The organism is Brevibacterium luteolum (assembly GCF_025147615.1).
Taxonomy (GTDB): Bacteria; Actinomycetota; Actinomycetes; order Actinomycetales; family Brevibacteriaceae; genus Brevibacterium; species Brevibacterium luteolum.
The window spans coordinates 1-15,110 of sequence record NZ_JALXPM010000057.1; the positions used below are offsets into that span (position 1 = coordinate 1).

Annotated in this window: 16 protein-coding genes; 10 read left to right on the forward strand and 6 right to left on the reverse strand. The window is 67.2% G+C overall.

Features of this window, described 5'->3' with window-relative positions; all coding sequences use genetic code 11:
* Positions 1–37: 37 nt before the first annotated feature.
* Positions 38–1,528, reverse strand: coding sequence for a VWA domain-containing protein (locus M3C25_RS11815; protein WP_259856864.1), 1,491 nt, complete (start codon positions 1,526–1,528; stop codon positions 38–40).
* A gap of 149 nt (positions 1,529–1,677) precedes the next feature.
* Here M3C25_RS11815 and M3C25_RS11820 point away from each other — a divergent pair, with 149 nt between their 5' ends.
* Positions 1,678–2,523, forward strand: coding sequence for an alpha/beta fold hydrolase (locus M3C25_RS11820; protein ID WP_259856866.1), 846 nt, complete (start codon positions 1,678–1,680; stop codon positions 2,521–2,523).
* 170 nt (positions 2,524–2,693) lie between these two features.
* The gene (locus M3C25_RS11825) at positions 2,694–3,962 is read left to right on the forward strand and encodes a CPBP family intramembrane glutamic endopeptidase (protein ID WP_259856868.1); all 1,269 of its coding nucleotides are present in this window, start codon (positions 2,694–2,696) and stop codon (positions 3,960–3,962) included.
* Between the two features lie 70 nt (positions 3,963–4,032).
* Here M3C25_RS11825 and M3C25_RS11830 read toward each other — a convergent pair whose 3' ends face one another.
* Positions 4,033–4,617, reverse strand: a complete 585-nt coding sequence (locus tag M3C25_RS11830; protein WP_102162761.1) for an HhH-GPD-type base excision DNA repair protein — start codon at positions 4,615–4,617, stop codon at positions 4,033–4,035.
* 62 nt (positions 4,618–4,679) lie between these two features.
* Here M3C25_RS11830 and M3C25_RS11835 point away from each other — a divergent pair, with 62 nt between their 5' ends.
* Genes M3C25_RS11835 through M3C25_RS11850 form a run of 4 tightly spaced genes read left to right on the forward strand, consistent with a single transcriptional unit; the run spans position 4,680 to position 7,089 of the window.
* A complete protein-coding gene (locus M3C25_RS11835; protein ID WP_259856875.1) occupies positions 4,680–5,120 on the forward strand; it encodes a YchJ family protein in 441 nt (146 codons plus the stop codon).
* Entirely contained in the window at positions 5,117–5,656 is a 540-nt protein-coding gene (locus tag M3C25_RS11840) for a DUF1697 domain-containing protein (RefSeq protein WP_259856877.1), read from the forward strand. Before M3C25_RS11835 ends, M3C25_RS11840 begins: the two co-directional genes overlap by 4 nt.
* 54 nt (positions 5,657–5,710) lie before the next feature.
* Positions 5,711–6,619, forward strand: coding sequence for a sulfurtransferase (locus tag M3C25_RS11845; RefSeq protein WP_102162759.1), 909 nt, complete (start codon positions 5,711–5,713; stop codon positions 6,617–6,619).
* Entirely contained in the window at positions 6,616–7,089 is a 474-nt protein-coding gene (locus tag M3C25_RS11850) for a SufE family protein (protein WP_259856879.1), read from the forward strand. Before M3C25_RS11845 ends, M3C25_RS11850 begins: the two co-directional genes overlap by 4 nt.
* 67 nt (positions 7,090–7,156) lie before the next feature.
* On the opposite strand, the gene M3C25_RS11855 is transcribed toward M3C25_RS11850, so the two are convergent.
* Complete coding sequence (locus M3C25_RS11855) at positions 7,157–8,773, reverse strand: inorganic phosphate transporter (RefSeq protein WP_170274975.1); 1,617 nt, start codon at positions 8,771–8,773, stop codon at positions 7,157–7,159.
* 220 nt (positions 8,774–8,993) lie between these two features.
* Between M3C25_RS11855 and M3C25_RS11860 the strand changes: the two genes are divergently transcribed.
* Complete coding sequence (locus tag M3C25_RS11860) at positions 8,994–9,827, forward strand: siderophore-interacting protein (protein WP_259856881.1); 834 nt, start codon at positions 8,994–8,996, stop codon at positions 9,825–9,827.
* Positions 9,828–9,947: 120 nt separating this feature from the next.
* Positions 9,948–10,610, forward strand: a complete 663-nt coding sequence (locus tag M3C25_RS11865; protein ID WP_259856884.1) for a peroxiredoxin — start codon at positions 9,948–9,950, stop codon at positions 10,608–10,610.
* 113 nt (positions 10,611–10,723) lie between these two features.
* Here the strand turns inward: M3C25_RS11865 and M3C25_RS11870 are convergent, their stop codons facing one another.
* The 3 genes from M3C25_RS11870 to M3C25_RS11880 all read right to left on the reverse strand — a co-directional run bounded on the left by M3C25_RS11870 (position 10,724) and on the right by M3C25_RS11880 (position 12,935).
* On the reverse strand, positions 10,724–11,314 hold the full coding sequence (locus M3C25_RS11870) for a protein-L-isoaspartate O-methyltransferase family protein (protein ID WP_259856886.1): 591 nt from the start codon (positions 11,312–11,314) through the stop codon (positions 10,724–10,726).
* Positions 11,315–11,370: 56 nt separating this feature from the next.
* Positions 11,371–11,871 (reverse strand): 4'-phosphopantetheinyl transferase family protein, encoded by a 501-nt coding sequence (locus M3C25_RS11875; protein WP_259856888.1) that lies wholly within the window; start codon positions 11,869–11,871, stop codon positions 11,371–11,373.
* Between the two features lie 140 nt (positions 11,872–12,011).
* Positions 12,012–12,935 (reverse strand): patatin-like phospholipase family protein, encoded by a 924-nt coding sequence (locus tag M3C25_RS11880; RefSeq protein ID WP_102162752.1) that lies wholly within the window; start codon positions 12,933–12,935, stop codon positions 12,012–12,014.
* A gap of 156 nt (positions 12,936–13,091) precedes the next feature.
* On the opposite strand from M3C25_RS11880, the gene M3C25_RS11885 reads away from it, so the two are divergent.
* Positions 13,092–13,961 (forward strand): uracil-DNA glycosylase, encoded by an 870-nt coding sequence (locus M3C25_RS11885; protein ID WP_259856890.1) that lies wholly within the window; start codon positions 13,092–13,094, stop codon positions 13,959–13,961.
* A gap of 85 nt (positions 13,962–14,046) precedes the next feature.
* Positions 14,047–15,108: a 2,3-butanediol dehydrogenase gene (locus tag M3C25_RS11890; RefSeq protein WP_102162750.1), complete on the forward strand. Its 1,062-nt coding sequence runs from the start codon at positions 14,047–14,049 to the stop codon at positions 15,106–15,108.
* Positions 15,109–15,110: the final 2 nt, after the last annotated feature.

Below are 15,110 nucleotides of genomic sequence, written 5' to 3' on the forward strand. Positions count from 1 at the left end.
GCGCCACCTGCTCACAGGCAGTGGGCTGGGCGTGTCCTCAGGCTCGGTTGCGGCGGGTGAAGGCCACTGCGGCAGCACCGGTGGCGAGCAGTGCGAGTCCGAATCCGACGGACATGCCGACCTCGGCGCCGGTGCGCGGCAGGTCGCGGTCGTCGTCGCGGCCGGATCCATCTTCATCGCGGCCGTCGTCATCCTTGCCGTCGTCGTCACCTGGCTTGTCAGAAGGCTTGTCAGACGGCTCGTCAGACGGCTCGTCCGAGGGCTGGTCGCTGGGCTGATCGGTCGGATCATCCGAAGGCGTGTCCGTCGGATCATCGCTCGGGTCGTCCGTCGGCTGCTCCGTCGGGTCATCGGTCGGGGTCTCTGTCGGATCATCCGTGGGATCCTCGGTCGGCTCCTCGGTGGGATCGTCACCGGCCTTCCAGTTGACGACGGTGCATGTGACGACCTGTTCGCGCTCGACTGTCAGGCTGAAGCCGGTGTCACCGGCGTTCTCAACCGGCACATCGACCGGCTCCTCACCGCTGGTCTCCTGGCACACAGCGTTCTTGCCGTCCTGCTGCAGCAGCGTGAAGTCATCCTTGAGCGTTTCGGTGATCGTCGTGTCCACAGTCGGGTTGGAGACGAGATCCTCATAGGAGAAGTTCGCCACGCCGTTCTCATTGGTGGTGGCCTGTTCGGGCGCTGCATTGGTGGCCGAGAAATCCCAGCCTTCGGCCGCTTCCGGCTCAGCCTCACCGATCTGCGTCTTCTTCAGCACCGTCACGCTGCCTTCGCAGGTGGCGGCAGCGATCTGCCGCAGACGTTCGCCGAGCTGGTTGTAGTCATCGGCGGAGAAGTAGTCGGAGTTCTCATTCGGGCCTGAGATCTGCACGATGTTCTCGATCGTCGGCTCGCTGCCCACGGCGATGCCGACCATCTTCGTGCCCTCGCCCTTGACGCCGTTGGCCGAGGTGATGGCGGTGTCGAGGTCGATCTGGTCGAACCGGGTTCCGCGATCGGTGTTGTCACCCTCACCGGGGGTGCCGTAGGCGGTCGGCTTGCCGTCGGTGACGAAGAGCACGGCGTCGTAGCTCTTGCCCTGGGTCTGGGCGATGCCGCGGTCCCAGTTGGTGCCGCCGTCGCTGCTGGCGGGGCGTGTGAGTCCGTCGATGCCGTCCTTGACGCCGGCGGCATTGCCGGCTTCGGCGATGCTCGTGACCGGGATGTCGGCGTTGTCGCCGGCCGGGGCGAAGGTGGCGAAAGTCTGCACGCCCACGGAGCTCGGAGTGCCGGTGAGGGTGTCGACGACGCCCTTGGCAGCCTCCTTGGACTTCTCGACATCGGCATCGGTCAGGGAGTTGGACAGGTCGAGCACGATGCCGAGGTTGAGGCCGCAGTGATCAGGCAGGGATGGGTTCGGAGCTGGTTCGATGGGCTGCGCAGCAGCAGGGGAAGCTCCGATGAACGCCGTGGCGGCGACCAGGGATCCAGCCGCAGTTGCGGCCAAGAGGCTGCGGAAGCCACGTGAACGGGTGGGTGACATCATGTTCTCTCATCAGTTAGGTATATATATTCATACGAGACATGTGTCAGGTTATATGAATATCACTGTCAGGTCAATCACAGAGACGCCGCTTTCTCTGAATAACGTCTGTGTGCGCGTGGGGGGGCTGGCTCGTCACTAGACTGTACGCCATGAGTTCACAGACCCAGACGACCGGCACCGGTGAAACCCAGACGAAGCTGCACACCACGCAGGTTGGCAGCGGCAGCGGTGACACCGAGAAGATCGTCTTCCTCCACGGCCTGTTCGGCCGCGGCAAGAACTTCACCTCGATCGCCAAGGGCCTCGAGCCTGAATGCACGAGCCTGCTCGTCGACCTGCCCAACCACGGGCAGTCCCCGTGGACCGAGGAGTTCGACTACGTCGAGATGGCCGATGCCGTCGCCGAGGAGCTCGTCGCCTTCGGTGCCGAGGAGTCGCCTGTCGGTGTGGTCGGGCATTCGATGGGCGGCAAAGTCGCGATGATGCTCGCCCTACGTCACCCCCAGCTGGTCGACCGCCTCGTTGTCGAGGACATCTCGCCGGTCAGCAGCGCAGACTCCTCACGCGATGCCGGCAGCGGCTTCTCCCACCTGCTCAACACCCTGCGCGCCCTCGACCTCTCCACCGTCGACTCCCGCAGTGAGGCTGATGAGAAACTCGCCACAGACATCCCCGATGACCGTGTGCGCGGCTTCCTGCTGCAGAACCTGCGCCCCGGCGACGACGGTTACTACTGGGAACCGAATCTCGACCTGCTGTGCCGCTCCCTGTCGAGAATCGGCGACTTCCCCGACACAGACGGCAGGACCTACGACCGGCTCGTCCTCTGGGCCGCCGGAGAGAAGTCCGACTACATCAAGCCCGAGTACACCCCGGCGATGCGCGCCCTTTTCCCGCGCATGCTCAAGGTCACCATCAAGGGCGCCGGGCACTGGATCCACTCGGAGAAGCCCGAGGAGTTCCTCGCCGCGCTGCGCCGCTTCTTCATCTCTTAAGCGCCGCAGCCGCCTCGAACGCGCGCCGCAGGTGGTCTCGCGCTGGTAGTTTTGATGCCATGCATGATGACCAGCCGGGACACCCGGACCCCACGCGTTCCCCACATCCCCAGCCGCACACTGCCCCCGGCCCTGAGACCGGCCGCAGCCCAGACCACCACGCCGCGCCCATGGCACCGGCAGCTTCGGTCGGCCAGCCCACGCCAGCCGGCGCTCCGTACGCTGCAGCGGATCTGCCCGCAGCTGACCCCTCGACCGCTCCCTCCGCCGCGGAGCGCGGTCAGACGCATTCGGAGTTCTACCGCCTGCCGAGCAACCGCTGGTGGAAGGGCGTCATCACGATCGTCGCGCTGCTCGTCACGATGTTCGTCGCCTCCTTCATCTTCACCCTCATCGCCGGCATTATCGACCTGGCCACCGGCCAGCTCGATTTCGAAGCGGCAATGGAGGGCGAGATCGGTATGTCGCCGCTCATGCTGCTGGCCACCAACCTCTCACTCATCGCACTCGCCGTCGTCGCGCTCATCTTCCACCGCTTCCTGTTCCGGCAGCGCATCGGCTTCCTCAATTCGGTGGTCGGACGGTTCCGCTGGACGTGGCTTCTGTGGAGCCTCATCCCCATCGGCATCGGCTTCGCCATCTACATCACACTGCTCGTCGTCAGCAGCGACTGGGATGCCTACGCCCCGTTGCCGGCCGGCATGACGATCTTCTACCTCGTCGTCGTCCTGCTCACTACCCCGTTCCAGGCTGCAGCTGAGGAGTACGTCTTCCGCGGCGTCATCCAGCGCATCGCCGGCGCCTGGGTGCGCGGGCCCATCCCGTCGCTCATCCTCGGCACCGCCGTCAGCTCTGTGCTCTTCGCCGCAGCCCACATGGCCGGTGACCCGTGGCTGATCCTGTACTACTGGCTCTTCGGCGTCTTCCTCTCCCTCCTCGCCCACTACAGTGGCGGTCTGGAGGCACCGATCGTCATCCACGCGATCAACAACGTCGCCCTGTTCGTCACCGCGACCTTCAGCGGTGAGATCGCCCAGGAGATCGACCGCTCGGCCGGTGCCGGCGGGCCGTTCATGCTCATCCCGGTCGCTGCGATCCTCGTCGTCTCCGCCGCAGCGATCATCCTCGCCCGAGTGCGCAACGTCCAGATGTACGGGGTGGCCGAGGAGATTCCGCGCCGCGGCGCCGCGACCACCGGAGCTCCGGTGCAGCAGTGGGGTGCCGAGGCGCCAGCCCCGCTGCCGTACGATCACTACGCGCGGGCCGATGCCGGACAGCCGCCCGCTCCCGAGGCGGCGCCGCCACAGCACTTCGGCACCGGCTGGCAGGACGGGAACGCCGGCCAGCCCGGACCCAGCCAGCCCGCCCCCGGGCAGACAGGTCAGCATCGTGGCCAGCAGCCAGGTCAGCAGCCGCCCGGCTGGCCGGACCAGCAGTGACAACGACAGCGGCCGGGATTCGATCGGGTCCCGGCCGCTGCATTTCTCAACCGCTTCAAGCGGTCGATAATCACTTCTTCTGCTTGGCTGCCTTCGCCGCGGCCTTGCGGGCCTTCTTGTTCTCCCGCACCTGCTGCAGCGTCTCATCATCGACGATGTCAGCAGCAGAGATGAGCGCGTCCTCATCCCCGTACTCACCGGCCGCCTCACGCCAGCCCTCAGCCTGCAGATCGAACTGCTTGCCCAAAAGCGATAAGAAGATCTTCGCCTTCTGATCGCCGAAGCCCGGCAGCTTCTTCAGCCGCTTGAGCACCTCGGCACCATCCGGGTCGCCGGCAGTCCACAGCGCCTCGGTTTTGCCGTCGTAGTCGGCACAGATCGTGGCCGCGAGCTTCTGCACCCGCTCAGCCATCGACTTCGGGAACCGGTGGACGGCCGGCTTTTCCTTGAACGCCTCGAGGAACTCCTCGGGATCGGCCTCGGCCACCAGCTCGGGGGAGTAGCCGCCGAGGCGCTCGGCCAGCTTGGCCGGTCCGGCGAAAGCGGACTCCATGGTGACTTGTTGATCGAGGAGCATTCCAGTCAGCAGGGCGAAGGGATTCTCAGCCAGCAGCTTGTCAGCGGCCGGCTCGGTCGCCAGATACAGAGTCGTCATGCCCCTATTGTGTCAGCACTGGACATTCCTGTGCCTGCGCCGATCCTGCTAGCGTCGGATCCATGACAACGCATGCGTTCTCCCGCAGCAGCGGCGGTGCGACCTGCCCGTGCGGCGGCCTGCCGAAAGGTGCAGCCTTCCGCGACTGCTGCCAGCCCGCCCTCAACCTGCAGACCTGGCCTGCCACCGCCGAGGCGCTCATGCGCTCGCGCTATTGCGCATTCGCCACCGGCAACGGCGACCACCTCTTCCGCACCTGGGATCCGCGCACCCGCCCAGCCGACACCTCCCCGCCGGTCGCCGACTGGGTGCGCCTGGAGATCCTGCGCACCGAAGCCGGGGGAGAAGACGACACCGAGGGCATCGTCGAATTCCGCGCCCACTGCATCGAAGACCGCGAGAAGCACATCATCCACGAGGTCTCCACCTTCGCCAAGCGCGCCGGCCGCTGGGTCTACGTCGACGCCCTCGAAGCCTCCGGCCAGCCGGCGGGGTCGCGATGAGCCAGCGCAGCGCGTTCTTTCTGCGCGGCATCAACCTCGGCGGCCGCAACCGCGTGCCCATGGCCGAACTGCGCCAACTCGCCGACCGCCTCGGCGCCGGTGACATCGCCACCCACCTGGCCAGCGGCAACCTCGTGTGCACCCCGCCCGAGGCGCCGGGCGCCTTCGCCGATCGCCTCACCGCGGCAGTCGAGGAGACGTACGGATTCGCAGTCCCGGTCGTCACCCGCACCGCAGCCGAACTCGCAGCGATCCTCGCCGACGATCCCTTCGCCGGGATCGCCGACAATCCCAGCACTGAACTCGTCTACCTCTTCGCCGCGCCCGTCGCCGAGTCCGGCCGCTGCGCGTTGCCGCTCACCGGCGGCGAACAGGCCGCCTGGGCAGACGATCACGTGCGAGTCTGGCACGATCGCGGCGTGCACGGCTCGAAGGTCTCCCACAGCCTGCTCGAACGCCGCCTGGGCTTCACCGTCACCGCCCGCAACGTCCGCACCCTGGCGGCCGTCTCGGCACTGTGCGACCGGGCGGAATAGGATGGGCAGGCGTGCCGTTACGCACTCAAGAAGCCACACCCCTATGGAGGTTCAGTGACACAGCGCCCCGCGGCCGACCCGAATGAGAAGTTCAGCGACTACGCCCACGGCGAGAAGCTCGTGAGCACCGCCTGGGTCGCCGAACACCTCGGCGACGACGGACTTGTCATCGTCGAAAGCGACGAGGACGTCCTGCTCTACGAGACCGGCCACATTCCCGGAGCCGTCAAGGTCGACTGGCACACCGAGCTCAACGATCCGGTCACCCGCGACTACCTCGACGGCGAGGGCTTTGCCGCCCTCATGTCGAAGAAGGGCATCAGCCGCGAGGACACCGTCGTCATATACGGCGACAAGTCCAACTGGTGGGCCGCCTACGCGCTGTGGGTCTTCGAGCTCTTCGGCCACCCGGATGTGCGCCTCATGGACGGCGGGCGCGCGGCCTGGATCGCCTCCGGCGGTGAGATGACGACCGACGCCCCCAAGCGCGAGGCCACCGAATACCCGGTCGTCGAGCGAGTCGACGCCGGCAGCCGCGCCTTCATGACCGATGTGCTCGACCACCTCGGCAAGCCGCTCATCGACGTGCGCTCGCCGGAGGAGTACACCGGTGCCCGCACCCACATGCCCGACTACCCCGAAGAGGGCGCCCTGCGCGGCGGCCACATCCCGACGGCCGCCTCGGTGCCGTGGGCGCGGGCAGCCAACGACGACGGGACCTTCCGCTCCCGCGACGAACTCGAAGCGATCTACACCGACGAGGTCGGCCTCGACCGCAACGATGACATCATCGCCTACTGCCGGATCGGCGAGCGCTCCAGCCACACCTGGTTCGTGCTGCGCTACCTGCTCGGCTACGAGTCGGTGCGCAACTACGACGGCTCCTGGACCGAATGGGGCAACGCCGTGCGCGTGCCGATCGTCAAGGGCGAAGACCGCGGGGAGGTGCCCGGACGCGCATGAGCGAGAACCTTCCTGAGTCGCTGCGGGAGATCATCGACGACTTCGCAGCCCTGGCCGAACCGGACAAGCTGCAGCTGCTGCTCGAATTCAGCAACGAGCTGCCCGGCCTGCCCGAGCGCTACGCCGACCACCCCGAGCTGCTCGAACCGGTCCCGGAGTGCCAGTCGCCGATCTTCCTCGTCACCGAAGTCGGCGACGGCGAGCAGGCCAGCACAGAGGCGCCGGCTGGCGAGGACGCTGAGGTGCGGCTGTTCTTCTCCGCCCCGCCCGAGGCGCCGACGACCCGCGGCTTCGCCGGCATCCTGCACGAGGGTCTCAATGGGCTCACGGCCAAGGAGATCCTCGAGGTGCCCTCGGACCTGGCGCTCAAGCTCTCGCTCAACGACTCCGTCAGCCCGCTGCGGCTGCGCGGCATGTCCGGGATGCTCGCCCGCATCCAGCGGCAGGTCAAGGAGAAGGCCCTCGGCTGAACCCCGCAGGACCCACCCGAGGGCCAGCGCCCGCAGTTGGCCGCAGCCGCTTGAGGCTGCACCTGGCTCAGCCGAGCAGTGCGCGCAGCGTGACGACGCCGACCGAGCCGATGAGCGCTGCCGCCGGCAGGGTGATGACCCAGGCCAGAGCGATCGGCTTCATGAGGTTCCAGTTCGCCGCTCGGTTGACCAGGCCGACGCCGAGCACCGCGCCGATGAGGATGTGTGTTGAGGACACCGGCAGGCCGAGCACCGACGCACCCATGACGACACCGGCTGCGGCGAGCTCGGCGGCGAACCCGGAGGCCGGGTGCATCTTCGTCAGGCCCGTGCCGACGGTCTGGATGACCTTGCGGCCGACGAACCACAGCCCGGCGATGAGCGCGACACCGGCAGTGACCATGATCGCCGCCGGCACCGCCGACTCCTCAGCCACCGACTGCGTTTTGAGCACATCGATGATCGCTGCGAACGGGCCGACGGCGTTGGCGATGTCATTCGAGCCGTGGGAGAACGCGAACGCCGAGGCGGTGAACACCTGCATCCAGCTGAAGAGCAGGAACGTCGAGCGTGACAGGTCGTGGTGGCGCAGCGTCTTGGCGAAGATGAACACCGCCATCCACACCGACGCACCGATCATGCCGAGGATGAGGTAGTTGCCGACACCGTCGATCGACAGGTCGAGGTTCTTCAGCCCCTTGAACAGCAGCATCGAGCCGATGATGATCGATCCGCCGGCAGCCAGCAGCGGCACCCACACCTGCAGCGCGCGGTGCGCATCGACCTGCTCGGCCTCCTGCTGCAGGTCGTACAGCTCCCGGTAGTAGTCGGATTCGAGCTCCTCGCGCTTGAAGTCCGGCAGGTTCACCTGCGCGGCATCGCGGGCCATGACATTGGTGTAGGCGATCTGCTGCAGCTCCGTCAGCCGTTCAAACGACTGCTTGTGCCGGTTGCGCAGCTCCGCCCGGCTCACGCGCAGCTGGCGCAGCTTCTCATCGGCTTCCTCGTTGTAGACGAGGATGTGCTTCTTGATCCGGCCGAACAGCACGTAGGCGACGAGCCCGCCGAGCACGGGGGAGAGCACCCACGAGATCGCGATCTGGCCGATCTGACCCCACTGCACCATCTCCAGCCCGCCGGTGCCGGTGACGATGCCGAGGGTGACAGCCGCGCCGACGATGCCGCCGATGATCGAGTGCGTTGTCGAGACCGGCCAGCCCATCCGGGTGGCCACCAGCAGCCAGACAGCCGCGCCGAGCAGTGCCGACATCATGATGAACACGAAGTCCATCGGGTCGACCTGCATCCCGCCGAGGTCGACGATGCCCGAGCGCACCGTATCGGTGACATCACCGCCGGCGAGCACCGCACCGGAGACCTCGAAGACGGCGGCGACCATGAGCGCCTGCTTCATCGTCAGCGTCCCGGCGCCGACACTCGTGCCGAACGAGTTGGCGACGTCATTGCCGCCGATGTTGAAGGCCATGAACATGCCGAAGATGATCGTGGTGATGAGCACGAGCCGGAACTGGGTCTGGCCGACATAGCCGAACGACCAGAACGTGAAGCCGATGAACGCTGCCGCCAGCAGCAGTCCGAACCAGATGTGCCACCACTTGTCGGGGCCGAGAAAACCTCGCGTCACCGGAGCATGTGCGCCGCGGGTCATCGTATCGTCTGCCATGATTCCTCCAGACACATAAGCGCTTGCTTTCACTGGATTGTCGGCACCACAGGTGGCCTGTGGCTGAATTCCAGAGGAGTTTTGGGCGTACTCTCGCCGTTCCCGAGGCGCTGGGCACCTGCCCAGTACGCGAATGAGGTTGTCCTAACTACCGGTGGGGTAGGGTGGGGCCGTGGCCGCACCCGGCCAGATCCCTACATGCGAAAGGCAGGTTGCCGCAATGGCGCCAGCGAAGAAGCGCACTCTGCGCCACGGCACCGTCACCTCCCGGCGGGGGCTCTCCGATGAGCTCATCCGCCTCACCGTCACCAGCAGTGATCTCATCGGCCTCGACGTGCCGTACACCGACCATTACATCAAGTTGCTCTTCCCGCCCGCCGGCGCCGAGTACGCCTGGCCCGACGATGCCGCCGAGGTGCTCGAAGACCGCACCCGGCCCGATGCGCCGGTCACCCGCACCTACACGCTGCGCCGCGTCGACACGGAGACCGGGGAGGCGGAGATCGACTTCGTCATCCACGGTGAAGAGGGACTCGCCGGCCCCTGGGCCCGCGACGCTGAAGAGGGTGACCGGTTCGCCTTCTTCGGTCCCGGCGGCGCCTGGGCGCCACCGGCCGGAGTGCACATCGTGCTCGCCGGCGATGAGTCGGCAGCCCCGGCGATCGCCGCCGCCCTCGATGCCCTGCCAGCCGGCACCTCGGCGACGGCCTTCATCGAGATCGCCCACCAGCGTGCCCGCTTCGAGATGCCCGAACCCGAAGGCGCGACACTGCAGTGGGTCGCCCGCGACGGCGCGACACCGGGCACCGCGCTTGCCGCTGCCGTGCGCGACTTCACCCCGCCTGCAGGCGAGGTCGCCTATTTCATCCACGGCGTCGCTGAGATGATCAAGGATCTGCGCCGGTTCCTCTTCGTCGAACGGGGAGTGGAGAAGTCCGCCGCCTCGATCTCCGGCTATTGGCGGCTGGGCATGACCGAGGACGAATGGCAGTCCTCCAAGCGCGAGTTCGTTGCCGAGATGGAGGCCAGCGAACAAGCCGCCACCGGCAGCTGAATCCGGTGCCGCAGCCGTGTGTGGCGCCGGTCATATAAGGCAGGGGCAACTATTGTTGCGCGCCGATCCGAGATAATGTATAGACATATCCCCGTTGGTTCGCTGCAGAAAGGCATCGACATGCCCCTTCACCTTGGAGACACCGCCCCTGACTTCACCACCGAGACCTCGACGGGACCCATCGCGTTCCACGACTGGGCCGGTGACGAGTGGGTCGTGTTCTTCTCCCACCCAGCCGACTTCACCCCTGTGTGCACCACTGAGCTCGGCCGCGTCTCCCAGCTGCAGGCCGAATGGGACAAGCGCGGCGTCAAGCCGATCGCGCTCTCGGTCGACACGAACGAGGAGCACGCCCAGTGGATCCCCGACATCAACGAGTACAACAACACCACCGTTGAGTACCCGATCATCGCCGACCCGGACAAGAAGGTCGCCGAGCTCTACGACATGATCCACCCCGGCGAGGGCGACACCTCCTCGGTGCGCTCGGTGTTCGTCATCGACCCGGATAAGAAGATCCGCTTGACGATGACCTACCCGAAGTCCACCGGCCGCAACTTCGACGAGATTCTGCGCGTCATCGACGCCCTGCAGGAAGCCGACCGCGGCGAATGCGCCACCGGCGTCGACTGGCAGCCCGGCGACAAGGTCATCGTGCCCCCGGAGGTGCCGACCGCTGAGGCGAAGGAGAAGTTCGACGACGTCGAGGAGCACTACTCCTACCTGCGCACCGCCCGCGTCAAGGCCGACGCCGCTGGCACCGGCGCTGTCGCCTGCGGCTGACACCGCGCTGACGTGCGCATGACGGCTGACCGGCGCGCTCCGGTCACCGGCTGCTGACTGTTCTGCGGCCCCGCCCACCGGCGGGGCCGCAGTCGTCTGCAGGCCGCGGAATCTCAGTCTCCGTGGGCCTCGCGGATGAGCGGGACGAAGGCGTAGCCGCCGTGTTCGGTGATGTGCACCTCGCCCTGGACGAGCTTCTTCACCCGCAGCATCGTCGAGCCGACCGGGATGACGAGGATGCCGCCGGGAACGAGCTGATCGATGAGCTCTTCGGGCAGCTGGGTGGCGGCAGCCGAGACGAGGATCCGGTCGAAGGGATCGGCATCCGGCAGTCCGAACACCCCGCCGGTCGCCTCGACGATCTCGACGGTGTCGATGTCTGCCAGCAGCTGCCGGGCGGTGTCGGCCAGCGCACTGATCCGCTCGACACCGGTGACAGAGCCCTCACGCCCGACGAGCTCGGCGAGGATCGCGGTGCTCCAGCCGGTGCCGCAGCCGATGTCGAGGACCCGCATCCCCGGGTGGACCTGGAGCAGGTCCATCATCGCCACCACCGTGCTCGGCTGGGAGTTCGTCTGCCCGTAGCCGATCGGCACCGGCCGGTCCCACTGGCTGCTGCGGCGGTGCTGGGCAGGCAGGAACCGGGCGCGGTCGAGGCGCTCCATCACCTCGCGAATCTCCGATGGGCGGGCGGCTGCGGTCATGTCCTCACTCCTTTGCTGCCACCAGTGTAGGAACCCTGCCTGTGTCCGGGCTGGCCTCAGCCGGCCAGGCACAGGGCAGCGTGGAACGGCTCCCCAGCTGCCGCTGGCACGACGTCAGCGGGAACGGTGACGTCGCACAGGCACATGCTGGCCCCCGCGCCCGAGGCGGTGGTGACGTCATCGGCGGCGAGATCGCGCAGCAGGCCGGTCCCGTAGGCCTTGAGGAGTGCCTCCTTGCGCACCCACAGCTGGGTGAACACGACAGCCTGCTCGGCGGGCTCAGCCTGGGCGATCGCCGCCTGTTCGGCCGGATGCAGCAGCGCCGCGACCTCGGTCGCGGTCTGCCGGGTGGCTCGCGCTTCGATGTCGACGCCGAGGCGGACATCGGCTGCCGCGATCGCCAGCAGACCTCCGGAACTGGCAAAGGAGACGCACGGACCAGGCGCGCCGTCGACGAACAGCAGGGGAGCGCCGCGCTCATCACTGTCCAGGTCCACGGACTCGACCGGCACCTGCAGCCAGCCGGCGAGCACCTGCCGGCTGATCTGCATCCGCATCGCTGCCTCAGCAGAACCAGCCGATCGTCCCGGGGACGAGGACACGTCTGTCATGCATGCGCTGAAGTCGGCGATCCACATGGGCACATCGGGTCGGCGCGGGCACGGGACGGTGAGCCTGGTGACCCCAGGCGGCAGGTTCATGAGCCGTCGAGACCGAGGAATTCGCGGATCGCCGGCATCTCGCGGCGCACCTGCGACAGGCCCATCCGGTGGGCTGCGGCGAGCTTCGAAAGATTGCGCTCGCCGTTGGACACCGGCATGATCTCCGGTGCGAAGACATACGCTTTGTCCTGGCGTTCGAGTTCGAAGACCTGCTCGCGCATCTCGTTGTAGCGCTTCCACCGGCCCAGCAGCGCATCGGCGACCGCCGGGTGCCGGCGGAAGTAGCTGCGGTAGAAGGCCGGGAACCGCTGCGGGGCCTTCTCATAGTCACGCTGCTGGGTCAGCACGATGAGGAACTTCTCGTAACCGGCCCGCTGGGCGGTCGGCAGCGGAATCCCGCCGTGCTCGGCGAGCGCACCGTCGACATAGGTGCGCTCGCCGATCGTCACCGGCGGCATCACCACCGGCATCGTCGACGATGCCTGGACGGCCGTCATCAGGTCGTGCATCTCATCGACATCGGCGCGCGACCAGATCCGCTCCTCACCGGATTCCACATCGACAGCCGCGATGGCGAACTCCGCCGGATTGGCCTCGAAGGTCTCCCAGTCGAACGGCAGCGCCTCATCCGGCTGCGAGGTGCCCTGGTAGATGTACTCGGAGTTGAACAGGCCCTGCCCGCGCAGGAACGTGCGCATATTGCCGAAGTTCGGGTCAGCGGAGAACTCGACGAAGCAGCGGCGGGCCCGCCACGGGTCATGCGAGAGGTAGTTCGCGGTGTTCGTCGCACCGGCGCTGATGCCTGCCACCCAGTCGAAGTAGATCTCCTCCTCGAGCAGGCGGATGACCATCGCCGACGTCAGCGCTGCGCGCATTCCGCCGCCTTCGAAGATGAGAGCCGTGTCGGTCACCGTGCTGTGCAGCTGAGCCGCGCCAGCTGTTGTGTCGTCTCCTGGCATGGCTCCAATCTACGACACCACGCGCCTCTTCGGGTGGGCTCGGGCCGTCCCGATTTCCGTGAGATCAGCCATGCCCGCACGCAGTCCTGTGCCGCAACATCCATAGTGAAGCACAAGACAGCTTGCCGGATAGGTTCAGCAGGCTAGGCTCAGGACATGACCGAACGCCTGCCGCACCCGCTCACCGGCCAGCTCTTCGCCTCGCCGGTGCCTGCCGGCCAGGGCTGGCCGGAAGATCCTGCCAAGCGCAGCACCCCGGTGGCCCGCAGTGCTGAGGACGTCACCCGCCTGGCCGATCGTGCACGCACCCTGGCTGAGCTCGATGCCCGGGTGACGAAGTGCCGGGCGTGCCCCCGGCTCGTCGCCTGGCGCGAATCGGTCGCACACGACAAGCGCGCATCCTTTGCCGGGGAGCCGTACTGGGGCCGGCCGGTCTCCTCGCTCGGGGACCCGGAGGCGTGGCTGGGCATCATCGGCCTCGCCCCGGCAGCCCACGGCGGGAACCGGACCGGGCGGATGTTCACAGGTGATCGTTCCGGTGAATGGATCCACGCTGCGCTCTACCGGGCGGGCATGAGCTCCCAACCCGACTCCACGGTGGCGGGCGACGGACTCGTCATGACCGGCGCGCGCACGATCGCCCCGGTCCACTGCGCCCCGCCGGACAACAAACCCACCCCAGACGAACGGCACGCCTGTGCCGGGTGGCTGCGGCGCGAACTCCAGCTCATCCCCACCCTCGAAATCCTCATCGCTCTCGGTGGGATCGCCTGGCAGGCGACCCTGTCCGGTGTGCGCGCCATGGGCTGGGATGTCCCGCGCCCCCAGCCGCGGTTCGGCCACGGCGCCGAGGCGGTGCTCACCCGGCCAGACGGCGTGCCGGTGCGGCTGGTCGGCAGCTATCATCCCAGCCAGCAGAACACCTTCACCGGCCGGCTGACGACGGAGATGCTCGATGCGGTGTTTGCCCGGGCGAAGGAGATTCACCAGGTGAACACTGGTGAAACCCCGCGTCCCGACTCATGAGAGAACGCGCATAGGACGCCTGCGCGGTCGTAATCTGGGACCAGGCAGCCGGACCGGCTGCCCGTCACGCGAAAGGTTCACGATCGTGAAAGCTGCACGCTACTACGACAACCACGACATCCGCATCGAAGACATCCCCGAGCCGGAGCTCAAGCCCGGCACCGTCGCCATCGACGTCGCCTGGTGCGGCATCTGCGGAACCGATCTGCACGAGTACCTCGAAGGCCCCATCTTCATCCCGCCCAAGGGCAGCCCGCACCCGATCTCAGGGGAAGAGGCCCCGGTGACGATGGGCCACGAGTTCTCCGGCACCGTCACCGCCCTCGGCGAGGGTGTTGACGACCTCACCGTCGGTGAGTCCGTCGTCGTCGAGCCCTACATCATCGCCGAAGGCGTCGACACCGGTGAAGGATCGGATTACCACCTGTCGCCGAACATGAACTTCATCGGCCTCGGCGGCCGCGGTGGTGGCCTGTCGGAGAAGATCGTCGTCGAACGTCGCTGGGTGCACCCGGTCGGCGATATGCCGCTCGACCAGGCCGCGCTCATCGAACCGCTCTCAGTCGGCCACCACGCCTACGTCCGCTCGGATGCCAAGGCCGGTGACGTCGCCATCGTCGGCGGTGCCGGTCCGATCGGCCTGCTGACCGCCGCTGTGCTCAAGGCCGAGGGCCTGACGGTCTACATCTCCGAGCTCTCCGAGGCGCGCAAGGCCAAGGCGCGTGAAACCGGGGTGGCCGATGAGGTCTTCGACCCGCGTGAGGTCAACGTCGCCGACGAGGTCCGCAAGCGCACCGACGGCAAGGGCGCAGACGTCGGCTTCGAGTGCTCCTCGGTGCCGGCCGTCCTCGACATGCTGCTCGATGCGGTGCGTCCCGGCGCGGTCATCGTCAACGTCTCGATCTGGGGCTTCAACCCCGAGGTCGCGATGCCGCTGCTGGTGCTCAAGGAGATCGACCTGCGCGGCACCATCGGCTACGCCAACGACCACCCGGCCACCATCGAGCTCGTGCGTTCGGGCAAGCTCGACCTCGCCCCGTTCATCACCGCGAAGATCCCGCTCGATGATCTGGTCGAGAAGGGCTTCGACCAGCTCATCAACAACAACGAGCATCATGTGAAGATCCTCGTCGACCCCAACGCCTGACG

What these genes read in the sequence shown, in the direction of transcription:
- M3C25_RS11885 (WP_259856890.1), top strand. Translation starts at nt 13,092, where the DNA reads ATGACCGAACGCCTGCCGCACCCGCTCACCGGCCAGCTCTTCGCCTCG.
- M3C25_RS11820 (WP_259856866.1), top strand. Translation starts at nt 1,678, where the DNA reads ATGAGTTCACAGACCCAGACGACCGGCACCGGTGAAACCCAGACGAAG.
- M3C25_RS11825 (WP_259856868.1), top strand. Translation starts at nt 2,694, where the DNA reads ATGGCACCGGCAGCTTCGGTCGGCCAGCCCACGCCAGCCGGCGCTCCG.
- M3C25_RS11840 (WP_259856877.1), top strand. Translation starts at nt 5,117, where the DNA reads ATGAGCCAGCGCAGCGCGTTCTTTCTGCGCGGCATCAACCTCGGCGGC.
- M3C25_RS11870 (WP_259856886.1), bottom strand. Translation starts at nt 11,314, where the DNA reads ATGACCGCAGCCGCCCGCCCATCGGAGATTCGCGAGGTGATGGAGCGC.
- M3C25_RS11865 (WP_259856884.1), top strand. Translation starts at nt 9,948, where the DNA reads ATGCCCCTTCACCTTGGAGACACCGCCCCTGACTTCACCACCGAGACC.
- M3C25_RS11850 (WP_259856879.1), top strand. Translation starts at nt 6,616, where the DNA reads ATGAGCGAGAACCTTCCTGAGTCGCTGCGGGAGATCATCGACGACTTC.
- M3C25_RS11835 (WP_259856875.1), top strand. Translation starts at nt 4,680, where the DNA reads ATGACAACGCATGCGTTCTCCCGCAGCAGCGGCGGTGCGACCTGCCCG.
- M3C25_RS11860 (WP_259856881.1), top strand. Translation starts at nt 8,994, where the DNA reads ATGGCGCCAGCGAAGAAGCGCACTCTGCGCCACGGCACCGTCACCTCC.
- M3C25_RS11855 (WP_170274975.1), bottom strand. Translation starts at nt 8,773, where the DNA reads ATGGCAGACGATACGATGACCCGCGGCGCACATGCTCCGGTGACGCGA.
- M3C25_RS11830 (WP_102162761.1), bottom strand. Translation starts at nt 4,617, where the DNA reads ATGACGACTCTGTATCTGGCGACCGAGCCGGCCGCTGACAAGCTGCTG.
- M3C25_RS11815 (WP_259856864.1), bottom strand. Translation starts at nt 1,528, where the DNA reads ATGATGTCACCCACCCGTTCACGTGGCTTCCGCAGCCTCTTGGCCGCA.
- M3C25_RS11875 (WP_259856888.1), bottom strand. Translation starts at nt 11,871, where the DNA reads ATGCGGATGCAGATCAGCCGGCAGGTGCTCGCCGGCTGGCTGCAGGTG.
- M3C25_RS11880 (WP_102162752.1), bottom strand. Translation starts at nt 12,935, where the DNA reads ATGCCAGGAGACGACACAACAGCTGGCGCGGCTCAGCTGCACAGCACG.